General features: G+C 74.9%; 16 protein-coding genes and 2 pseudogenes. 12 read left to right on the forward strand and 6 right to left on the reverse strand.

What is annotated here, in order from left to right; translation table 11 throughout:
* Positions 1-9 precede the first annotated feature (9 nt).
* From AB0637_RS03535 to AB0637_RS03560, 6 genes are read left to right on the forward strand one after another with little or no spacing between them, the layout of a single operon-like run.
* Positions 10-372 carry a hypothetical protein gene (locus tag AB0637_RS03535; protein ID WP_366169786.1) on the forward strand — a complete coding sequence of 121 codons (363 nt, stop codon included), beginning with the start codon at positions 10-12 and terminating at the stop codon, positions 370-372.
* A complete protein-coding gene (locus AB0637_RS03540; RefSeq protein ID WP_366169787.1) occupies positions 369-791 on the forward strand; it encodes a hypothetical protein in 423 nt (140 codons plus the stop codon). Before AB0637_RS03535 ends, AB0637_RS03540 begins: the two co-directional genes overlap by 4 nt.
* A 1-nt stretch (position 792) precedes the next feature.
* Positions 793-1,320, forward strand: coding sequence for a hypothetical protein (locus AB0637_RS03545; protein ID WP_366169788.1), 528 nt, complete (start codon positions 793-795; stop codon positions 1,318-1,320).
* 53 nt (positions 1,321-1,373) lie between these two features.
* Positions 1,374-1,925: a PadR family transcriptional regulator gene (locus tag AB0637_RS03550; RefSeq protein WP_366169789.1), complete on the forward strand. Its 552-nt coding sequence runs from the start codon at positions 1,374-1,376 to the stop codon at positions 1,923-1,925.
* Positions 1,922-2,629 carry an ABC transporter ATP-binding protein gene (locus AB0637_RS03555; RefSeq protein WP_366169790.1) on the forward strand — a complete coding sequence of 236 codons (708 nt, stop codon included), beginning with the start codon at positions 1,922-1,924 and terminating at the stop codon, positions 2,627-2,629. Before AB0637_RS03550 ends, AB0637_RS03555 begins: the two co-directional genes overlap by 4 nt.
* Positions 2,626-4,155 (forward strand): hypothetical protein, encoded by a 1,530-nt coding sequence (locus tag AB0637_RS03560; RefSeq protein WP_366169791.1) that lies wholly within the window; start codon positions 2,626-2,628, stop codon positions 4,153-4,155. Before AB0637_RS03555 ends, AB0637_RS03560 begins: the two co-directional genes overlap by 4 nt.
* 1 nt (position 4,156) lies before the next feature.
* Here the strand turns inward: AB0637_RS03560 and AB0637_RS03565 are convergent, their stop codons facing one another.
* From AB0637_RS03565 to AB0637_RS03575, 3 genes are all read right to left on the reverse strand, one after another.
* Complete coding sequence (locus AB0637_RS03565; RefSeq protein WP_366169792.1) at positions 4,157-5,029, reverse strand: phosphotransferase; 873 nt, start codon at positions 5,027-5,029, stop codon at positions 4,157-4,159.
* A 48-nt stretch (positions 5,030-5,077) separates the two neighbouring features.
* Positions 5,078-6,232 carry a glutathione-independent formaldehyde dehydrogenase gene (locus AB0637_RS03570; RefSeq protein WP_366169793.1) on the reverse strand — a complete coding sequence of 385 codons (1,155 nt, stop codon included), beginning with the start codon at positions 6,230-6,232 and terminating at the stop codon, positions 5,078-5,080.
* A 117-nt stretch (positions 6,233-6,349) separates the two neighbouring features.
* Positions 6,350-7,186, reverse strand: a complete 837-nt coding sequence (locus AB0637_RS03575; protein WP_366169794.1) for an alpha/beta hydrolase — start codon at positions 7,184-7,186, stop codon at positions 6,350-6,352.
* A 226-nt stretch (positions 7,187-7,412) separates the two neighbouring features.
* On the opposite strand from AB0637_RS03575, the gene AB0637_RS03580 reads away from it, so the two are divergent.
* The 4 genes and pseudogenes from AB0637_RS03580 to AB0637_RS03595 form a co-directional block, all read left to right on the forward strand.
* Complete coding sequence (locus AB0637_RS03580; protein ID WP_366170037.1) at positions 7,413-7,799, forward strand: GNAT family N-acetyltransferase; 387 nt, start codon at positions 7,413-7,415, stop codon at positions 7,797-7,799.
* A gap of 200 nt (positions 7,800-7,999) precedes the next feature.
* Positions 8,000-9,088 carry a tryptophan--tRNA ligase gene (trpS, locus tag AB0637_RS03585; RefSeq protein ID WP_366169795.1) on the forward strand — a complete coding sequence of 363 codons (1,089 nt, stop codon included), beginning with the start codon at positions 8,000-8,002 and terminating at the stop codon, positions 9,086-9,088.
* A gap of 65 nt (positions 9,089-9,153) precedes the next feature.
* Complete coding sequence (locus tag AB0637_RS03590) at positions 9,154-10,044, forward strand: LysR family transcriptional regulator (protein WP_366169796.1); 891 nt, start codon at positions 9,154-9,156, stop codon at positions 10,042-10,044.
* Positions 10,041-10,745 (forward strand): annotated as a pseudogene (locus AB0637_RS03595) (LysR family transcriptional regulator); the annotation flags it as partial. The gene AB0637_RS03590 and the pseudogene AB0637_RS03595, both read left to right, overlap by 4 nt.
* A 56-nt stretch (positions 10,746-10,801) precedes the next feature.
* On the opposite strand, the pseudogene AB0637_RS03600 reads toward AB0637_RS03595, so the two are convergent.
* A pseudogene (locus AB0637_RS03600) lies at positions 10,802-11,479 on the reverse strand (acetoacetate decarboxylase); the annotation flags it as partial.
* Positions 11,480-11,650: 171 nt separating this feature from the next.
* On the opposite strand from AB0637_RS03600, the gene AB0637_RS03605 reads away from it, so the two are divergent.
* Entirely contained in the window at positions 11,651-12,883 is a 1,233-nt protein-coding gene (locus AB0637_RS03605) for an MFS transporter (RefSeq protein ID WP_366169797.1), read from the forward strand.
* A gap of 3 nt (positions 12,884-12,886) precedes the next feature.
* Here AB0637_RS03605 and AB0637_RS03610 read toward each other — a convergent pair whose 3' ends face one another.
* The gene (locus AB0637_RS03610; protein ID WP_366169798.1) at positions 12,887-13,252 is read right to left on the reverse strand and encodes an ATP-binding protein; all 366 of its coding nucleotides are present in this window, start codon (positions 13,250-13,252) and stop codon (positions 12,887-12,889) included.
* 206 nt (positions 13,253-13,458) lie between these two features.
* The gene (locus AB0637_RS03615; RefSeq protein WP_366169799.1) at positions 13,459-14,076 is read right to left on the reverse strand and encodes a TMEM165/GDT1 family protein; all 618 of its coding nucleotides are present in this window, start codon (positions 14,074-14,076) and stop codon (positions 13,459-13,461) included.
* A 158-nt stretch (positions 14,077-14,234) separates the two neighbouring features.
* Here AB0637_RS03615 and AB0637_RS03620 point away from each other — a divergent pair, with 158 nt between their 5' ends.
* Complete coding sequence (locus AB0637_RS03620; protein WP_366169800.1) at positions 14,235-15,122, forward strand: DNA-formamidopyrimidine glycosylase family protein; 888 nt, start codon at positions 14,235-14,237, stop codon at positions 15,120-15,122.
* Positions 15,123-15,137 lie beyond the last annotated feature (15 nt).

Below are 15,137 nucleotides of genomic sequence, written 5' to 3' on the forward strand. Positions count from 1 at the left end.
TTCACCCTCGTGTCCGGTGTCCTCGTCGCGATCACCTGCGCGCTGTGCCTGGTCGGAGGCGTCTGGGCGGTCCTCACCGTCGCCCGCGACCGCCGTGTCGGCCGGGCGCTCCTGGTCGCTCTGGCCGTCGTCGAGCTGTCGGTGCTGGTGACCGTCGTCGACGGCTTCGTCGCCCTGGCGACCGGGACCCGCCCCGTCGAGCTCGCGACGTCCATCGCCTACCTCGTCGTGGCCCCGTTCATCCTGCCCGCCGGCACCTTCTGGGCCCTCGCCGACCGGTCCCGGCCGAGCACGCTCGTGCTCGCCGTGGCCTGCTTCGCCGTCGTCGTCATCGCCTACCGGGCGCTCCTCCTCTTCGCGGTGACGCGGTGAGCGCGCCGGGCCAGGCGCCGCGCCGGACGACCGGTCTGGGCCGCGTCCTCGTCGCGCTCTACGCCGTCTTCGCGATCGCGGCCGTCTCCCGCGCCGGCGTCCAGATCGCCACCGACTTCTCCACGGCGCCGCTGGCGTACCTTCTGTCGGCCTTCGCGGGTGTCGTCTACGTGCTCGCCACCCTGGGCCTCGGGCGCTCCGGCCCGCGCTGGCGACGCGTGGCCTGGGTCGCGTGCAGCGTCGAGCTCCTCGGCGTCCTCACCGTCGGCACGCTGAGCCTCGCCGACGCGCAGGCGTTCCCGCGCTCCACCGTGTGGTCCGGGTACGGGTCCGGCTACGTCTTCATCCCGCTGGTCCTGCCCGTCCTGGGGCTGGTCTACCTGCGGCGGGAGTCGCGAGCGGCTCGCGCTGCGGCCTGAGGTGACGGCCGCCCTCGTCGGTCTCGTCCCGCGGGACGCGCTGCGCGAGGCGCTGACCCGGCGGCGCGTCCCGTTGCCCCGCCACCACGAGGCCGTCACCACCGACGAGGCCGAGCGCCTGCTCGGCGGGTCCCTGCCCGCGGTCCCCGCACTGCGCGTCCCCGGTGGCGCCGAGGTCGTGGCCGTCCCCCGCGGCGCGGAACCGCTGCGTCTGCGGGTGGCGCACCTGCCCGCTGGCACGTCCTGGGAGCGGGGGTCGGTGTGGTCCGCCCTGCTCGCGGGCGGTTCGCTGCTCGACGTCCGCGCCGACGCCGACGGGCCCCGCCGGGTCGCCGGTCGCGGCGAGCCGGGGACGGCGGACTCCACCGTCGTGACCGTCGACGGGGTGGTGTTCTGCGTCCAGGCGGACCTGTCCGGTCCCGTGCTCGTCAGCTGGGACGTCGTCCGGGGCGGCGCCGCGGTGCGCCTGGACCTGCTGACGCGGCGGGGGCCGCAGGCCGCGGTGGAGGTCGCCTGCGGCGTCCGGTGAGTCGTCCGTCGCAGCTATTCACTCAGTACATACACCTGGTGTACGTTCCCGTCATGTCGCTCGTCGAGCTGCACCTCGCGCTCCTGTCGCAGGGTCCCGCGCACGGGTACGACCTCAAGAGGGCGTACGACGCGTGGTTCCCCGACGCCAAGCCGCTGCCCTTCGGGCAGGTGTACGCGACGCTCGGGCGACTGGTCCGCGACGGACTGGCCGAGGTGGTCGAGACGCGCTCCGAGGGGGGGCCGGAACGAACCGTCTACACGGTCACCGACGCGGGCCGGCAGAGGGTGCGGGAGTGGCTGGCCGAGCCGGCCCCTCCCGCGGTCTCCGGCACGGAGGACCTGGTGCGCAAGGCCGTCGTCGCCTTGCGCACCGGGGACCCGGAGCGACCCGCGAGCGCCTTCGTCGCCGACCAGCGCGTGGCGCACCTGCGCCGCATGCGCTCCCTCGCCGACCACGACCCCGGTGCCGACGCCGACGACCTCGGCTCCCGCCTCGCCCGTCGCTACGCCGCCCTGCACCTGGACGCCGACCTGCGCTGGCTCGACGAGGCCGCGACCGCGCTCGAGTCCCGTCCCCGACACGAACCGGAGGGTCCCCGATGAACTCCCGCCCCCACGAGACGACCGGTCCCGGTGCGGCGCTGACGCTGCGCGCCGTCAGCCACGCCTACTCCCGGACCCCGGCGCTGCGCGAGGTCTCCCTGACCGTCCGGCCCGGCGAGGTCGTCGCCGTCACCGGACCCAGCGGCTGCGGGAAGTCCACGCTGCTGCACGTCGCCGCGGGGTTGCTCGTGCCGCAGGCCGGGTCGGCCGAGCTCCTCGGCGTCGACCTGGCCGGCCTGGACGAGACGGCGCGCGCGGTGCTGCGGCGCCGGGACGTCGGGATCGTCCTGCAGTACGGCCAGCTGGTCCCGGACATGACGCTGGAGGACAACGTGGCGCTGCCGCTCCTGCTGGAGGGCGGCGAGCTCGCCGCGTCCCGCACGGCCGCCCGGGACGCGCTGGTGCGCGTGGGGCTCGAGCGGGCCGGGCAGGCCGTGCCCGAGGAACTGTCCGGGGGGCAGGCGCAGCGCGCCGCGATCGCGCGGGCCCTCATCACCTCGCCGAAGGTCCTCCTCGCCGACGAACCCGTCGCCAGCCTCGACGCCGTCGCCGCGCAGGACGCCCTGGAGCTCATGCTGTCGGTCGCCCGCCGGGACGGGGGAGCCGTCGTGCTCGTCACCCACGACAACCTCGTCGCCGCGATGGCCGACCGCGAGGTGCGGTTGCGCGACGGCCGGGTCGACCGCGAGTCGGTGCTCCGGTGAGCGCGACCCTCGCGCCGCGACGCCGTGACCGCGTCTCCCGGCTCCGTCCCGCCGCGGTGCGGTCGATGACGGCCGTGCGCTCGCACACCGACCGCGTGCGGTCCCGCGCCACGGCTGCGGCGGCGGCCGGAACGGGCGTCGCGCTGCTCATCGCGGCCTCGGTGGCGACGGTCCGCGACGACCTGGTCGTCGGGTCGTGGACCTCCACCGGCCCGGACGGGGTCGAGACCACCGAGACCATGGTCCAGGCCTCGGGCGGGCTGGCCCCGTTCCTGGCCGAACCGGGGTTGCGCCCGGGGTTCACCATCGCGGCCGTCCTGCTCGTGCTGCCCTTCCTCGCCCTGGCCGTCCAGGCGGTCCGCGTCGGCCGGGTCGTCGACGAGCGGCGCAGCCGGCGGCTCCTCCTGGCGGGGGCGACGTGGGCGGACGTCCGGACGCTGCGCACCGCCCGCACCCGCGCCGCGTTCGTCCGCGGCGGCCTGCTGGCCGGACCGCTCTACCTGCTGCTCTGGCTCGTCCTGGGGTGGGCGCTGCCGGCGGGATCGCGGCTCCTGCCGCCGCTGCACCCCGCCATGCTCGCGGCCTGGCTCGCCGTCGTCGGGGTCCTCGCCGTGGCGGCCCAGGTGCTCGCCGTGCTGGGCTTCCGCCGCGAGGAACGGCTCACGTGGGGCGGGGCCGGGGAGGGGGTCCCGTCGCGGACCTTCGTCGCCCTGACCGCCCTCGGCGGAGTGGCGCTCGTCGTCGTCCTGCCGGTGGTCGCGCGCGTCGAGCGGGTGTACCCGGCCCTCCTCGTCCTCGGCGTGGTCCTCTTCCTGCTGGCCGCCGGTGGGGGTGCGGCGCGGTCCGCGGCCGCGACCGTGCGGCGCCCGCAACCGCCCGTCGGTGCCCCGGTGGCGGCGCCGCGCTCGGTCCCCCGTCGGCACCGGCGGCGGGACGTCACGGTCCACCTCCTCGCCGCCGCGCAGCGTCGCGGCAGCACGGCGGCCATCACCGGGACCGCCGGCGTCCTCTTCGTCTGCGGGTTGTCCTTCGGCGTCGCGTCCTCGATGGCCGCCCAGCTCCTGGTGGAACGCCTCGGCAGCCCTGAGTACGAGCAGAGCGACCTCGGGTTCTACCTCACAGGTTTCGGTCTCGTCGCCGCCGTGGGGGTCGTCGGGGCGGTGGTCGCGGTCGCGGCGCTCCTGCTGAGCCTCACCGACGAACTCCTGGGGAACCGACGGGCCGTCGCGTCCGTGGCGGCCCTCGGTGTGGAGACGCGGCGCCTCGTGCGCGTCCAGGCGGTGGCGTTGCGGCGCACCGCGGTACCGGCCACCGTCCTCGGCGCGTTCGTCGCCGCGGCCCCCACCACGTTCGGTCTGGTCCTCGAGGCCGCCGGCAGCGGCCACTGGTCGCCGTTCATCCCGCTCCCGGTCGGCGTGGTCGTCGTCGTGGGGCTCGTCGCGACGGTGGCGTGCGAACTCCTGGCCCGGCTGCTGGCGGGCCGGGTGCGGCAGGCGGCGGCGCTGGAGAACCTCCGGGTCCCCTGAGTCAGCCGCGGGCCGCGAAGAACTCGCGGGCGTCGTGCAGGCCCTTCGTGTTCTCCCGCGGGTCCTCGATCCCCGTCCGGTCGTCGGTGATGACGCGCCGCGCGAAGTAGTCGGCCTGCACCGCCCACCGCAGCTCGTGGAGGACGTCGAGGCCGCGGTCGACCTCCTCCGGTGCGAGGGCGCCGGTCGCGACGTACGCCTCGACGAGCGCGGTGGCCCGGGCGGGACCGCCGAGGTAGAAGGCGGCGCTCGCGAGGTCGTACAGCAGCGGGCCGGGTTCCGCGCTGGACCAGTCGATGAGACCGCAGCCGTCCCCGGAGGCGAGGAAGGCTCCGGGTTCGGGATCGGCGTGCAGGACACCGCACGTGAGCGGAGCGCCGGTGGCGAGGAGGTCGGCGTGGCGGACGAGGGCTGCGTGCACCGCGGGCCGGACCCACGGTTCGACGTCGAGGTGCGCGGCGCCGGGGTCGACCCACTCCGGGAACGTGCCCGCCGGACCGGGGAGGGCGAGGACCCGGTGGGCACGGCCGAGCGTCGCACCGATGATGCTCTGCGCGGACGGCTCCGCACCCGTCAGCGGGGTTCCCCCCACCCGGCGCAGGAGAGCCAGCGTCCCGACGTGCAGGTCACCCCCGCGCGTGGGTTCGGGTGCACCGGCCGGGATCCCCGCCGCGTCCACGACCTGCGCGGCCCGCAGGCCCCGGACGAACCCGGCTTCGTCCGCCGGCGCGACGGCCTTCGCGACCCAGCGGCCGCGGGGCCCGGTCACCGTCCAGGTCGCCGAGTTCATGCCGCCGGGCAGCGGCACGACCTCGACGGGACCCACGGACCAGTGCCGGGCCACGAGCTCGCGGACGGTGTCGACGGTGAGCACGCCGGCACCGTACGGGCCGGACGCCCCCGTCCACCACGGGATTCCGCGTCAGTGCGCGGTGGCGAGCTCCCCGGGGTGCAGCACGACCTTGGTCCAGCCGTCCTCGCGCCGGTCGAACGTCCCGTACGCGGACGCCGCCTGCGTGAGGTCGAGCTCGTGGCTCACGATGAAGCCCGGGGTCGCGACGCCGGCGGTGATGAGGTTGCGCAGCTTCACGTTGTAGGCCTTGACGTTGCACTGCCCGGTGCCCATCGACTGGCCCTTGAACCAGAACGTCCCGTAGTCGAAGGCGATCTTCCCCTGCTGCGACAGTTCGTCCTTCGCGCCGGGGTCCTGCGGCAGGTACACGCCGACGACGCCGATCCCGCCCGTGGCCTTGACGACCTGGACCAGCTGGTTGAGGACCATCGACGCGTCCTCGTTCCCGGAGGCGTCGTGCGCCTGGTACCCGATGGCCTCGACCCCGCGGTCGACACCCCGGCCACCCGTCGCGTCCATGATCTGCTCGACGGGGTCGCCGGCGGAGTAGTCGACCGGCGTGGCCCCGGCCTTGCGCACCAGCGCGAGGCGGTCGGGCTGGCGGTCGACGACGAACACCTCGGCGGCACCGCGGATGCGGGCCGAGTGCGCGGCCATGAGGCCGACGGGGCCGGCACCCCACACGACGACGGAGTCGCCGGGCTGGAACCCGGACAGCTCCACCCCGTGCCAGCCGGTCGGGAAGATGTCCGACAGCATCGTGTAGTCGAGTTCCTTCTCGGTGCCCGCCGGGAGCACGAGCGCGTTGAAGTCCGCCCACGGGACGCGCAGGAGTTCGGCCTGGCCGCCGGCGTACTCACCCATCGAGGCGAACCCGAAGGCCGCCCCGGCCGTCCCGGCCTGGTTGGCCCGCAGGCAGAACCCGGTCTTCCCGGCGACGCAGTTCTCGCAGCTGCCGCAGCCGATGTTGAACGGCAGGCTGACGCGGTCGCCGACCTTGAGGCGGTCCACGCCGGGTCCGACGGCCTCGACGATGCCCATGTTCTCGTGGCCGAGCACGCGCCCGGTCTCCATGTCGGTGCGGCCCTCGTACATGTGCAGGTCCGACCCGCAGATGTTCGTGGACGTGATGCGGACGACGGCGTCGGTCGGCCGCTCGATGCGGGCGTCGGGGACGTCCTGCACCGAGACGTCGAACGCGCCGTTGTAGACGAGTGCCTTCACGGGTTTTCTCCTCAGGTGGATCGTGGTCGTGGCGGCGGGGCGCCACCCGGTGTTCCCGGGCGACGCCCCGCTGCTGGAGGTGTGGTGGTGCCGGTCGTGCTGGTGGACGTGCCGGTGTCAGGAGGCCAGGAACTCGATCAGGACCCGGTTGAACTCCTCGGCGTGGCTGACGTTGAACCCGTGCGGCGCCCCGGCGACGACGTGCAGACGGCTGCCCGGGACCGCGGCGTGCGTGAGCGCACCCGACCCCTCGAACGGGACGATCGCGTCCGAGCCGCCGTGCAGGACGAGCGTCGGCACGTCGATCGTCGGCAGGTCCTCGCGGAAGTCGGTGGTGCCGAACGACTCCATCGCCTTGAGCGCAGCCTTGTGGTCGGCCTGCTGCGTCAGGGCGACGGCCTCCTGGCGCTGCGCCTCGGTCACCTTCAGCACACCGTCGACGGAGAAGAAGTTCGTGACGAAACCGTCGTAGAACGACTCCTCGTCGGCCTCGAGTCCGGCCTCCATCTCGTCGGCGGCCTCCTTCGTCAGCGGGCCCTGCGGGTTGTCGTCGGTCTTGGCCATGTACGGCGGGACGGCGCCCGCGAAGACGACGCTGTGCAGGCGCTCGGTGCCGTGCCTGCCCACGTACCGCGCGACCTCGCCGCCGCCCATCGAGAACCCGACGAGGGTGACGTCGCGCAGGTCGAGCTGCTCCAGCAGGGCGTGCAGGTCGTCGGCGAGGGTGTCGTAGTCGTACCCGCTGCGCGTCTTGTCGCTGCGACCGAAGCCGCGGCGGTCGTAGGTGACGACGCGGTGGCCGGCGGCGGTGAGCGCGGGGACCTGCTCGGACCAGGACGCGCCGGACAGCGGCCACCCGTGGATGAGCACGACGGGCCGTCCGCTCCCCCCGGTGTCGTCGACGTGCAGGTTCGTGTCCTTGAACAGTCCGTGGTGGGCCGTGACCTCGGTCATCCTGGTTCCTCCAGACGGGGGTGGCGTCGGTGCGGGTGTCCCCGTCGCCGTGCTCGACGCTACGAACGCCTCGGCGGGTGCGCGCGCTGAAACCTGCGGTCGTGCACGGGTCGCCGTCTGCTGGGATGGTCGCGTGCCCCACGCCCCGACCTTCCCCACGCTCCCGTCCGACGCGCCCGTCACGTGGCGGTCCGCCCGAGCGGAGGACGGGGCGGTCCTCGCCGAGCTGCGGGCCGTCGTCCTGCGACCGAGCCTGGAGCGCCTCGACCGGTACGACGACGACCGTGTTCGCCACCGGTTCCTGTCGACGTGGGCCCCCGAGCGCACGGGGGTCCTGGACGGGCCGAGCGGTGCCGTGGGGTCCCTCGCGCTGCGCCCGGCCGACGACGGTCTGTGGCTGGAGCACTTCTACCTGGCCCCGGACCTGCAGGGACGGGGGCTGGGGACGCGGGTCCTGCGGGCCGTCACGGCACACGCCGACCGGAGCGGGACGGTCCTGCGGCTGGACGTCCTGCGCGGCAGCGACGCCCGTCGCCTCTACGAGCGCCACGGTTTCGTCCTCGACCACGAGGACCCCGTGGACGTGTTCCTGCGCCGCGACCCGGCCCCCTGAGCCGGTGGAGTGGAACTCCTCGACGGACTGGCCGGCCGCAGGTACCGTCGGAGCGTGCTGACGATCCCGTGCACCTGGTGGCAGTCGCTGTAGCAGCGGCTGCGACGTCCACCTGTCCCCAGCCGCCCACGGCGGCTCCGGGTACGTGCGACGTCCCGGGACGGACGGTGGGCGGCGTCCGCCACCCCTGGGAGAATCCCGTGTCCCACCCGTCCATCCCTCTCCAGATCGCCCTGCGGCGCAGTGCGGAACTCCAGGCCGAGGTCCACGCCGACCCCGGCCGGTTCCGCGTCGTGACCGGCGACCGGCCCACCGGCCCGCTCCACCTCGGCCACCTGCTGGGAACCCTCACGACCCGAGTCGCGCTGCAGCGCAGCGGGGTCGAGGTTTTCGTGGTGATCGCCGACCTCCAGGTCAGCACCGACCGTGACGATCCCGGGGACGTCCGCGGGAACGTCCGCGAGGTCCTGCTCGACAACCTCGCGGCCGGTCTGGAACCGGCGACGAGCTCCGGCGACGGCGGTGCGCCGGTCTTCGTCCACAGTGCCGTCCCGGCCCTCAACGAACTGCTGCTGCCGTTCCTGGCGCTCGTCACCGTCGGGGAACTGCAGCGCAACCCCACGGTCCGGGCCGAGGCGGCCGCCGCCAGGGAACGCGGTACCCGCAGGGGTGTGAGCGGTCTGCTGCTCACCTACCCCGTGCACCAGGCCGCCGACGTCCTGTCCTGCGGCGCGAACCTCGTCCCCGTCGGGCAGGACCAGTTGCCGCACCTGGAGCTGGCGCGGACCGTCGCACGACGGTTCAACGACCGGTACGGGGCCGGTGAACCGCTCCTGACCGAACCGGAGGCGTTGTTGTCGGCGGCGCCCCTGCTCCTGGGGACCGACGGCCGGAAGATGAGCAAGAGCGGCGGCAACGCGATCACCCTGCGCGCGGGGGAGGACGAGACGGCCCGGCTGATCCGGTCGGCGACGACCGACTCCGAGCGGCGCATCACCTACGACCCCGCCCGCCGCCCCGAGGTCTCGAACCTGCTGCTGATGGGGGCGCTGTGCTCGGGCACCACACCGGAGTCGCTCGCCGAGCAGGTCGGAGCAGGCGGCGCGGCTCGGCTCAAGGCCGTCGTCACCGAGGCGGTCAACGAGCACCTGCGTCCCCTGCGCCGCCGGCGCCGGGATCTCGCGGGGGCGCAGGACCACCTGCGGGACGTCCTCGCCGAGGGCGCCCGTCGGGCGACCGCCGAGGCGGAGCGGACCCTGGCGCGGGTCCTGGCCGCGACCGGTGCGTGAGAGCGTCCGGTGCCCGAACCGCCCTCCCCGTGCGGGGAGACGCCGCCTCGTGGCACGGTGCCGCGGTGACCCGCCGCCAGCTCCAGCAGTTCCTCGCCGTGCTCGAGCACGGCAGCCTGGCGCGGGCGGCTGCGGCCACGGGGACGGCGGCGGCGAGCCTCGCCCAGTCCCTGACGGCCCTCGAACGCGAGGTGGGGGCCGAGCTCGTGCACCGGCTCCCGCACGGGACCGTGCCGACGGGGGCGGGGGTCGCCTTCGCCCCGCACGCGCGGGCGACGCTGCGGACCCTGTCGGCCGACGTCGTCACGGACCCGGCCGGCGGCGAGCACCTGCACGGAGACCTCGACCTCGTCGCCGACCCGGTGCTGGCCGTCGATCCCGGGGCCGCACTGCTGGCCAGGTTCCGCCGGGCGCACCCGGACGTCCGCGTCCGCTTCGACGTGCCCGACGACGCGGCGGAGGTGCAGCACCACCTCGCCGACGGGCGTGCCGAGGTGGCCTTGACGTACCTGCCCCTCGAAGCGGCTCCGGACGGCGTGCACCCCCGTCGTGCCGAGGTCCTCTCGCTGGGGTGGCAGGAGCTGCACCTCGTGCTGCCCCCGGGACCGCAGGACCTGCCCGACCCCGTGGCCCTCGAGCGGCTCGGCGGGCGCGACGTCGTCGACGTGCCCGGCAGCCGGTGGCGGGAGGTCGTGCGCGCCCGGCTGCACGGGGGGACGACGGGAGGTGCGGGCTGGCGGGTCGCGGTCCGCACGGTGCACCGCGAGGCCGTGGTGCCGCTGGTCCTCGCCGGTGCCGGGGTCGCGTTCACGGCGGGCGCTGCCTGTCGCTGGGCGGAACAGCAGGGGGCCGTGGTGCGTCGGCTCGACCCGCCGCTGCGTCTGGAGGTCGGCCTCGTCCACCACGGGGCGGCCTCACCCGTCGTCGCGGCGCTGCTGCGGAGTGCGCAGCCGTGACCTCGCCGTTCGAGACCGAGCGCGACGCGCGGTTCTTCCTCGCCGTCGTCGACGAGGGCGGCGTCACCGCGGCCGCGGCGACGCTGTTCGTGGCGCAACCGTCGCTGTCGCAGGCGGTTCGCGTCCTGGAACGGCGCACGGGGCGGGACCTGTTCGAGCGGACGCCGCGGGGGACCGTCCCGACGGCGGCCGGGAGGGCGCTGGTGCCCGTCGCGCGGGCCGTGCTGGAACGAGCCGGCGCGGGACGCGAGGCCGTCGCCGACGTGGTGGCCGTCCGGGCCGGGACCCTGCGCCTCGTGGCCCACGCCTCGGTCGCCGCGGACCCGCTGGCCGCGGCGGTGGGCGAGTTCCGCCGGCGACACCCGGGGGTCGACGTCGTGGTGGAGGACGCGCGCGACGACGACGCCCTCGTGGGCCGTCTCGCGGCCGGGGACGTCGACCTCGCGCTCGTGCACCTGCCGCTGCCGGAGCACCCGGCGCTGGTGGTCCGCGAGCTCGGGCGGCAGCACGTGCACGCGGCGTTCCCGCCCGGCACGGACCTGCCGCCGGGCCCGGTCACCCTCGACGACCTGCGCGCGCACCCCCTCGTCGCCCTGCTGCACGGCGGGTCGGCCCGACGGGCCGTCCGGGACGCCCTCGAGGCCGCCGGCCAGGTCGCCGCCGGCAGCAGTTGGCACGCCCGGGTCAGCACCCCGCGCGTCGGCGCTGCCATCCCGCTCGTCCTCGCCGGTGCCGGGGTCGCGCTCGTCGGCGACTGGTACGAGGCGGACAGGACCCGGCGCACGGGCAGGTCGGCCAGCGGGGCGAGGGCGTGCTCGAAGAGCTGCAACCGGGCCGGTCCGGTCCAGGCGCCCTTCACCGTCAGGTCCGTGGTGCGGGTGCGGACGAGTTCGCAGATGCGGGGGCGGCCGTCGTACCCCGGAAGGACCTTGAGCATGTAGGTGGGGACGCCGATCTCGCGCTCTGCCGCGGCGAGGTCCAGGGCGGCGTGCTTGTAGCCCATCGTCGCGGTGGCCACGCGCAGGCTGCCGTGGTCGAGGGTCCCCACGAGGGTGTCGGAGTCGACGTGCAACCGGGGCGAACCCCAGACCTTGGGGTAGGCGCCCATCTCGCGGCCGCTGGCGATGGCCGGGTGGTTGTCGACGTGCATGGTGTGCAGGTACTCGCCGGGTTCGCCGTCGAGCTCGACCCGCAGGGCCTGACCGGCTTCGGTGTAGTCGCCCAGACCCGTGACGTCCGGCATGCGCATGACCTCGAACCGCACCAGCGGGTCGGTGACCTGCAGCGGCTCGGGAACGACGGCGCGCACGGCGTCGAGGTCGGAGCGGTACGTGATGGTGAAGTACTCGCGGTCGGTGAAGCGGTACGGCGGTGCCGGGAACGCGGGCGCTCCCAGCGGCGTGGTCGTCGTCCCGGTGACGTCCTGCAGACGCACGGGGTCCTCCTCGAGGTGCGGTGCGCGACCCCCGGTCGGGGGCCGACCCCTCCAGGCAACGCCCGCACCGGGCAGAGGTCAAAGACCGGTTCCCGGTACCCGCAGGAGGTTCTCCCTGTGGCGCCAGGTGGAGTCCGGTGCGGGGCCGGCGTGCGCGACGATGACCGGGACATGTCGAACTCGTCTGCGTCTCCCGTCCCGGCCCCGCGCCGCACCGCCGTCCTGCTGCTCGCCGGGCTGCTGCTCGTGGCCTGCTCGATGCGGTCCCCGATCACCGGGGTGGGTCCCGTCCTGCCCCTGCTGCAGGACGACCTGCGCCTGTCGGCCGCCGCGGCCGGGGCGCTGACGTCGCTGCCGCTGGTCGCCTTCGCCGCCAGCTCCCTCGTCGTCCCGCGGGTCGCGGCGCGGCTCGGTGCCCGCGCCACCTTGGTGCTGGCGATGCTGCTGCTCACTGCCGGATCGGCCGTGCGGTGGGTCCCGGGGGTCGTCCCGCTGTTCGCGGGGACGGCGCTGCTGGGCATCGCCATCGCGGTGGCGAACGTCCTCATGCCCGCCCTCATCCGCGCCGAGTTCCCGGGCCGGATCCCGCTGCTCACGAGCGGCTACGTCGTCCTCATGCAGGTCGCGGGCAGCCTGGCCTCCGGGACCACCGTCCCGCTCGCGCAGAGCGCGGCGGGCGGGTGGCGGACGGCCCTCGTCGTGTGGGCCGCCCCGGCCCTCCTGGCCGCGGTGCTGTGGCTGCCGCTGGTGCGCGGCCGTGGCGGCGCCGGGCAGGCGGCCCCGCGGACCCGCACACCGTGGCGCTCCCCGCTGGCCTGGGCCGTCACGGCCTTCATGGGGACGCAGTCGATGCTCTTCTACGTCCTGCTCTCGTGGCTGGCCACGATCGCGCGGGACCGGTCGGGGCTGGACGCCACGACGTCCGGCGTCCTGCTGTCGGAGCTCCAGGTCCTCGGGGTCGTCGGGTCTCTCCTGGTGCCCGCCCTGGCCGGCCGGTCCGTGCGCCGGACGCGGTGGGTGGCCGTCGCGGCGACGCTCAGCTCCGCCGCCGGGATCGTCCTGCTCCTGCTCGCACCCTCGCTCGCCGTCGTCGCGGTGGGGTTCATCGGCCTGGGTGGTGGCGGCACCGTCGTCCTGGCGCTGGCCGCCATCTCGGCGCGCGCCGCGGACGGCCCGACGGCCGCCGCGCTGTCCGGCATGGCGCAGGCGGTCGGGTACCTCGCGGCCGCGGTGGGGCCGGTCGTCTTCGGGGCCCTGCACGAGGGGACCGGGGGCTGGGTGGTGCCGCTCGCGGCGCTCGCCGTCGTCGCGGTCGTCCAGCTCGTCCCGGCGTGGACGGCCCACCGCGACGCCGTCGTCGAGGGCGTCGTCGAGGGAGTCGCGGGACGAGACGGCGACCGCTAGGGCTCAGTGCCGGACGGACTCGTCCGTCAGCTCGAACCACACCGTCTTGCCCAGCGGTCCCACCGCGAGGTCGGTGCCCCAGCGCGTCGAGAGCATCTCGACCATGGCCATCCCGCGGCCGCTCTCGGCGTCGGCGCGCTGGGCGCCGATGAGGGGCATCCCGCCGCCGTCGTCGGAGACCTCCACGCGCAGCGAGGCGCCGTTGACGCGCCGGACGGCGAGCTGGACCATGCCGTCGCCGTGCACGACGGCGTTCGTCACGACTTCGCTGGCCAGCAGCAGAGCGGCCTCGACGGTGTCCTCCTGGAGCTCCGCCGAGGCCACCCAGGCCGCGCACCACTCGCTGATGAGCCAGCGGGCGACGCCCACGGACCGTGGGCTGGGCGGGAGGACCACCTGGAACAACGGTCCTCGACCTCCCCCGACTGCGACTCGGACCCCGCGGCGTCTCCACGGCGTGCACCACCCACCGCGTGTGAGCACAGTCATCAACGCGTGACTCACAGTCAATCACTCGGCCCGCCGCTTGTCCGCACGCAGGCGGATTCCGGGACCGGTCACGCCCGCCCCAGCCGTCACACCGGCAGGGGCACCCCGACCACCTCCAGCGCCGTCAGGACGGCCAGCGCCGCGCACACGACACCGCCGATCCGGCTCACCGTCGCGACGCTGAGCCGGCGCACGATCGTGCTCCCGAGCGCCGCCGCCAGACCCGCCACGACGAGCAGCGCCGCCCAGGACCCGACGAAGACCGAGACCGGGTCGTCGTAGCGCGCGGCCAGCCCGGCCGTGAAGAGCTGCGACAGGTCGCCCCACTCGGCGAGGAAGACGACACCGAAGCACGTGAGGACGCCGCGCCACCCCGACCGTCCCGCGCCGACCTTCGCCTCGTACTCGCTGCGGGCCTCCTGCCCCGCCTGCTTCGCCTTGGCCGCACCCCGGAACAGCGTCACGGCACCGACGGCGAAGAGGACGGCGGCGACGGCCGCGACGGGCCGTTCCGGCAGCTGCGCCAGGAGCCGCCCCGCGACGACCGCGATGAGGCACTGCACGGCGAAGGCGAGGCCCACGCCGATCCAGGCGGTCAGCGGCTTGAAGCGGGTGGCCAGGACGAGCGTCGCGATGAACGTCTTGTCGGGCAGCTCCAGCAGCAGGATCGGCAGGAAGCTGGCGGCCAGGACGGCGAGGTCCACGGTGGGTGCGGCTCCTTCACGACGGGACGGGGGCGGGGCGCGTCGCTGGGCCGCGGGCCATGCCAGCACACCGGGGGTGGGCCACGACAGCTCCAGCACTCGCGTTCGGTGGGCCGAACACCTGGTTCGGGTGCACCGGGTGCCCCAGACTGGTCGGCGTGCCGGAACTCCCCGAGGTCGAAGCGCTCGCCGCGTTCCTGCGCGAGCGCATGACAGGACGCGTCGTGGCGAAGGTCGAGGTCGGCGCCATCAACGTCCTCAAGACGTACGACCCGCCGCCCACCGCGCTGCAGGGGCTCCTCGTCACGGGGGTGCAGCGGCACGGGAAGTGGCTCGACGTCGACGTCGACGGCCTGCACCTCGCGATCCACCTGTCCCGGGCCGGCTGGCTGCGCTGGTCCGACGCCCTGCCCAAGGCGCCGTTGCGCCCCAGCGGGAAGAACCCGGTCGCGCTGCGCATGCGGCTCGCTCCCGAGGACGGGGAGGACGCCGACACCCCGCCCGGCTTCGACCTCACCGAGGCCGGGACGCAGAAGCGGCTCGCCGTCCACGTCGTCAAGGACGTCGCGCAGGTCCCCGGCATCGCCTCGCTGGGTCCGGACCCCCTCGACGACTCCTTCGACCTCGACGCCTTCCGGGCCCTCCTGGCAGGGTCGCGCCAGCAGGTGAAGGGGTTGCTGCGCGAGCAGTCCGTGCTCGCCGGTGTCGGGAACGCCTACTCCGACGAGGTCCTGCACGTCGCGAAGCTCTCGCCCTACGCCGCGGCCGGCAAACTGCCCGCGGCGGACGTCGAACGGCTCTACGACGCGTTGCGGACGACGCTCACGGGCGCCGTCGCGGCGGCCAGCGGGAAACCCGCCAAGGAGCTCAAGGACGCCAAGCGGGCCGGGATGCGCGTCCACGGCCGGACGGGGCAGCCCTGCCCCGTCTGCGGGGACGTCGTGCGGGAGGTCTCGTTCGCCGACCGCTCGATGCAGTACTGCGCCACGTGCCAGACGGGCGGCAAACCCCTCGCGGATCGCCGGTTGTCGCGCCTGTTGAAGTGAACCCGCGCAGAACCT

The organism is Kineococcus sp. NPDC059986 (assembly GCF_040702905.1).
Classification (GTDB): Bacteria; Actinomycetota; Actinomycetes; order Actinomycetales; family Kineococcaceae; genus Kineococcus.

What these genes read in the sequence shown, in the direction of transcription:
- AB0637_RS03550 (WP_366169789.1), top strand. Translation starts at nt 1,374, where the DNA reads ATGTCGCTCGTCGAGCTGCACCTCGCGCTCCTGTCGCAGGGTCCCGCG.
- AB0637_RS03555 (WP_366169790.1), top strand. Translation starts at nt 1,922, where the DNA reads ATGAACTCCCGCCCCCACGAGACGACCGGTCCCGGTGCGGCGCTGACG.
- AB0637_RS03575 (WP_366169794.1), bottom strand. Translation starts at nt 7,186, where the DNA reads ATGACCGAGGTCACGGCCCACCACGGACTGTTCAAGGACACGAACCTG.
- AB0637_RS03605 (WP_366169797.1), top strand. Translation starts at nt 11,651, where the DNA reads ATGTCGAACTCGTCTGCGTCTCCCGTCCCGGCCCCGCGCCGCACCGCC.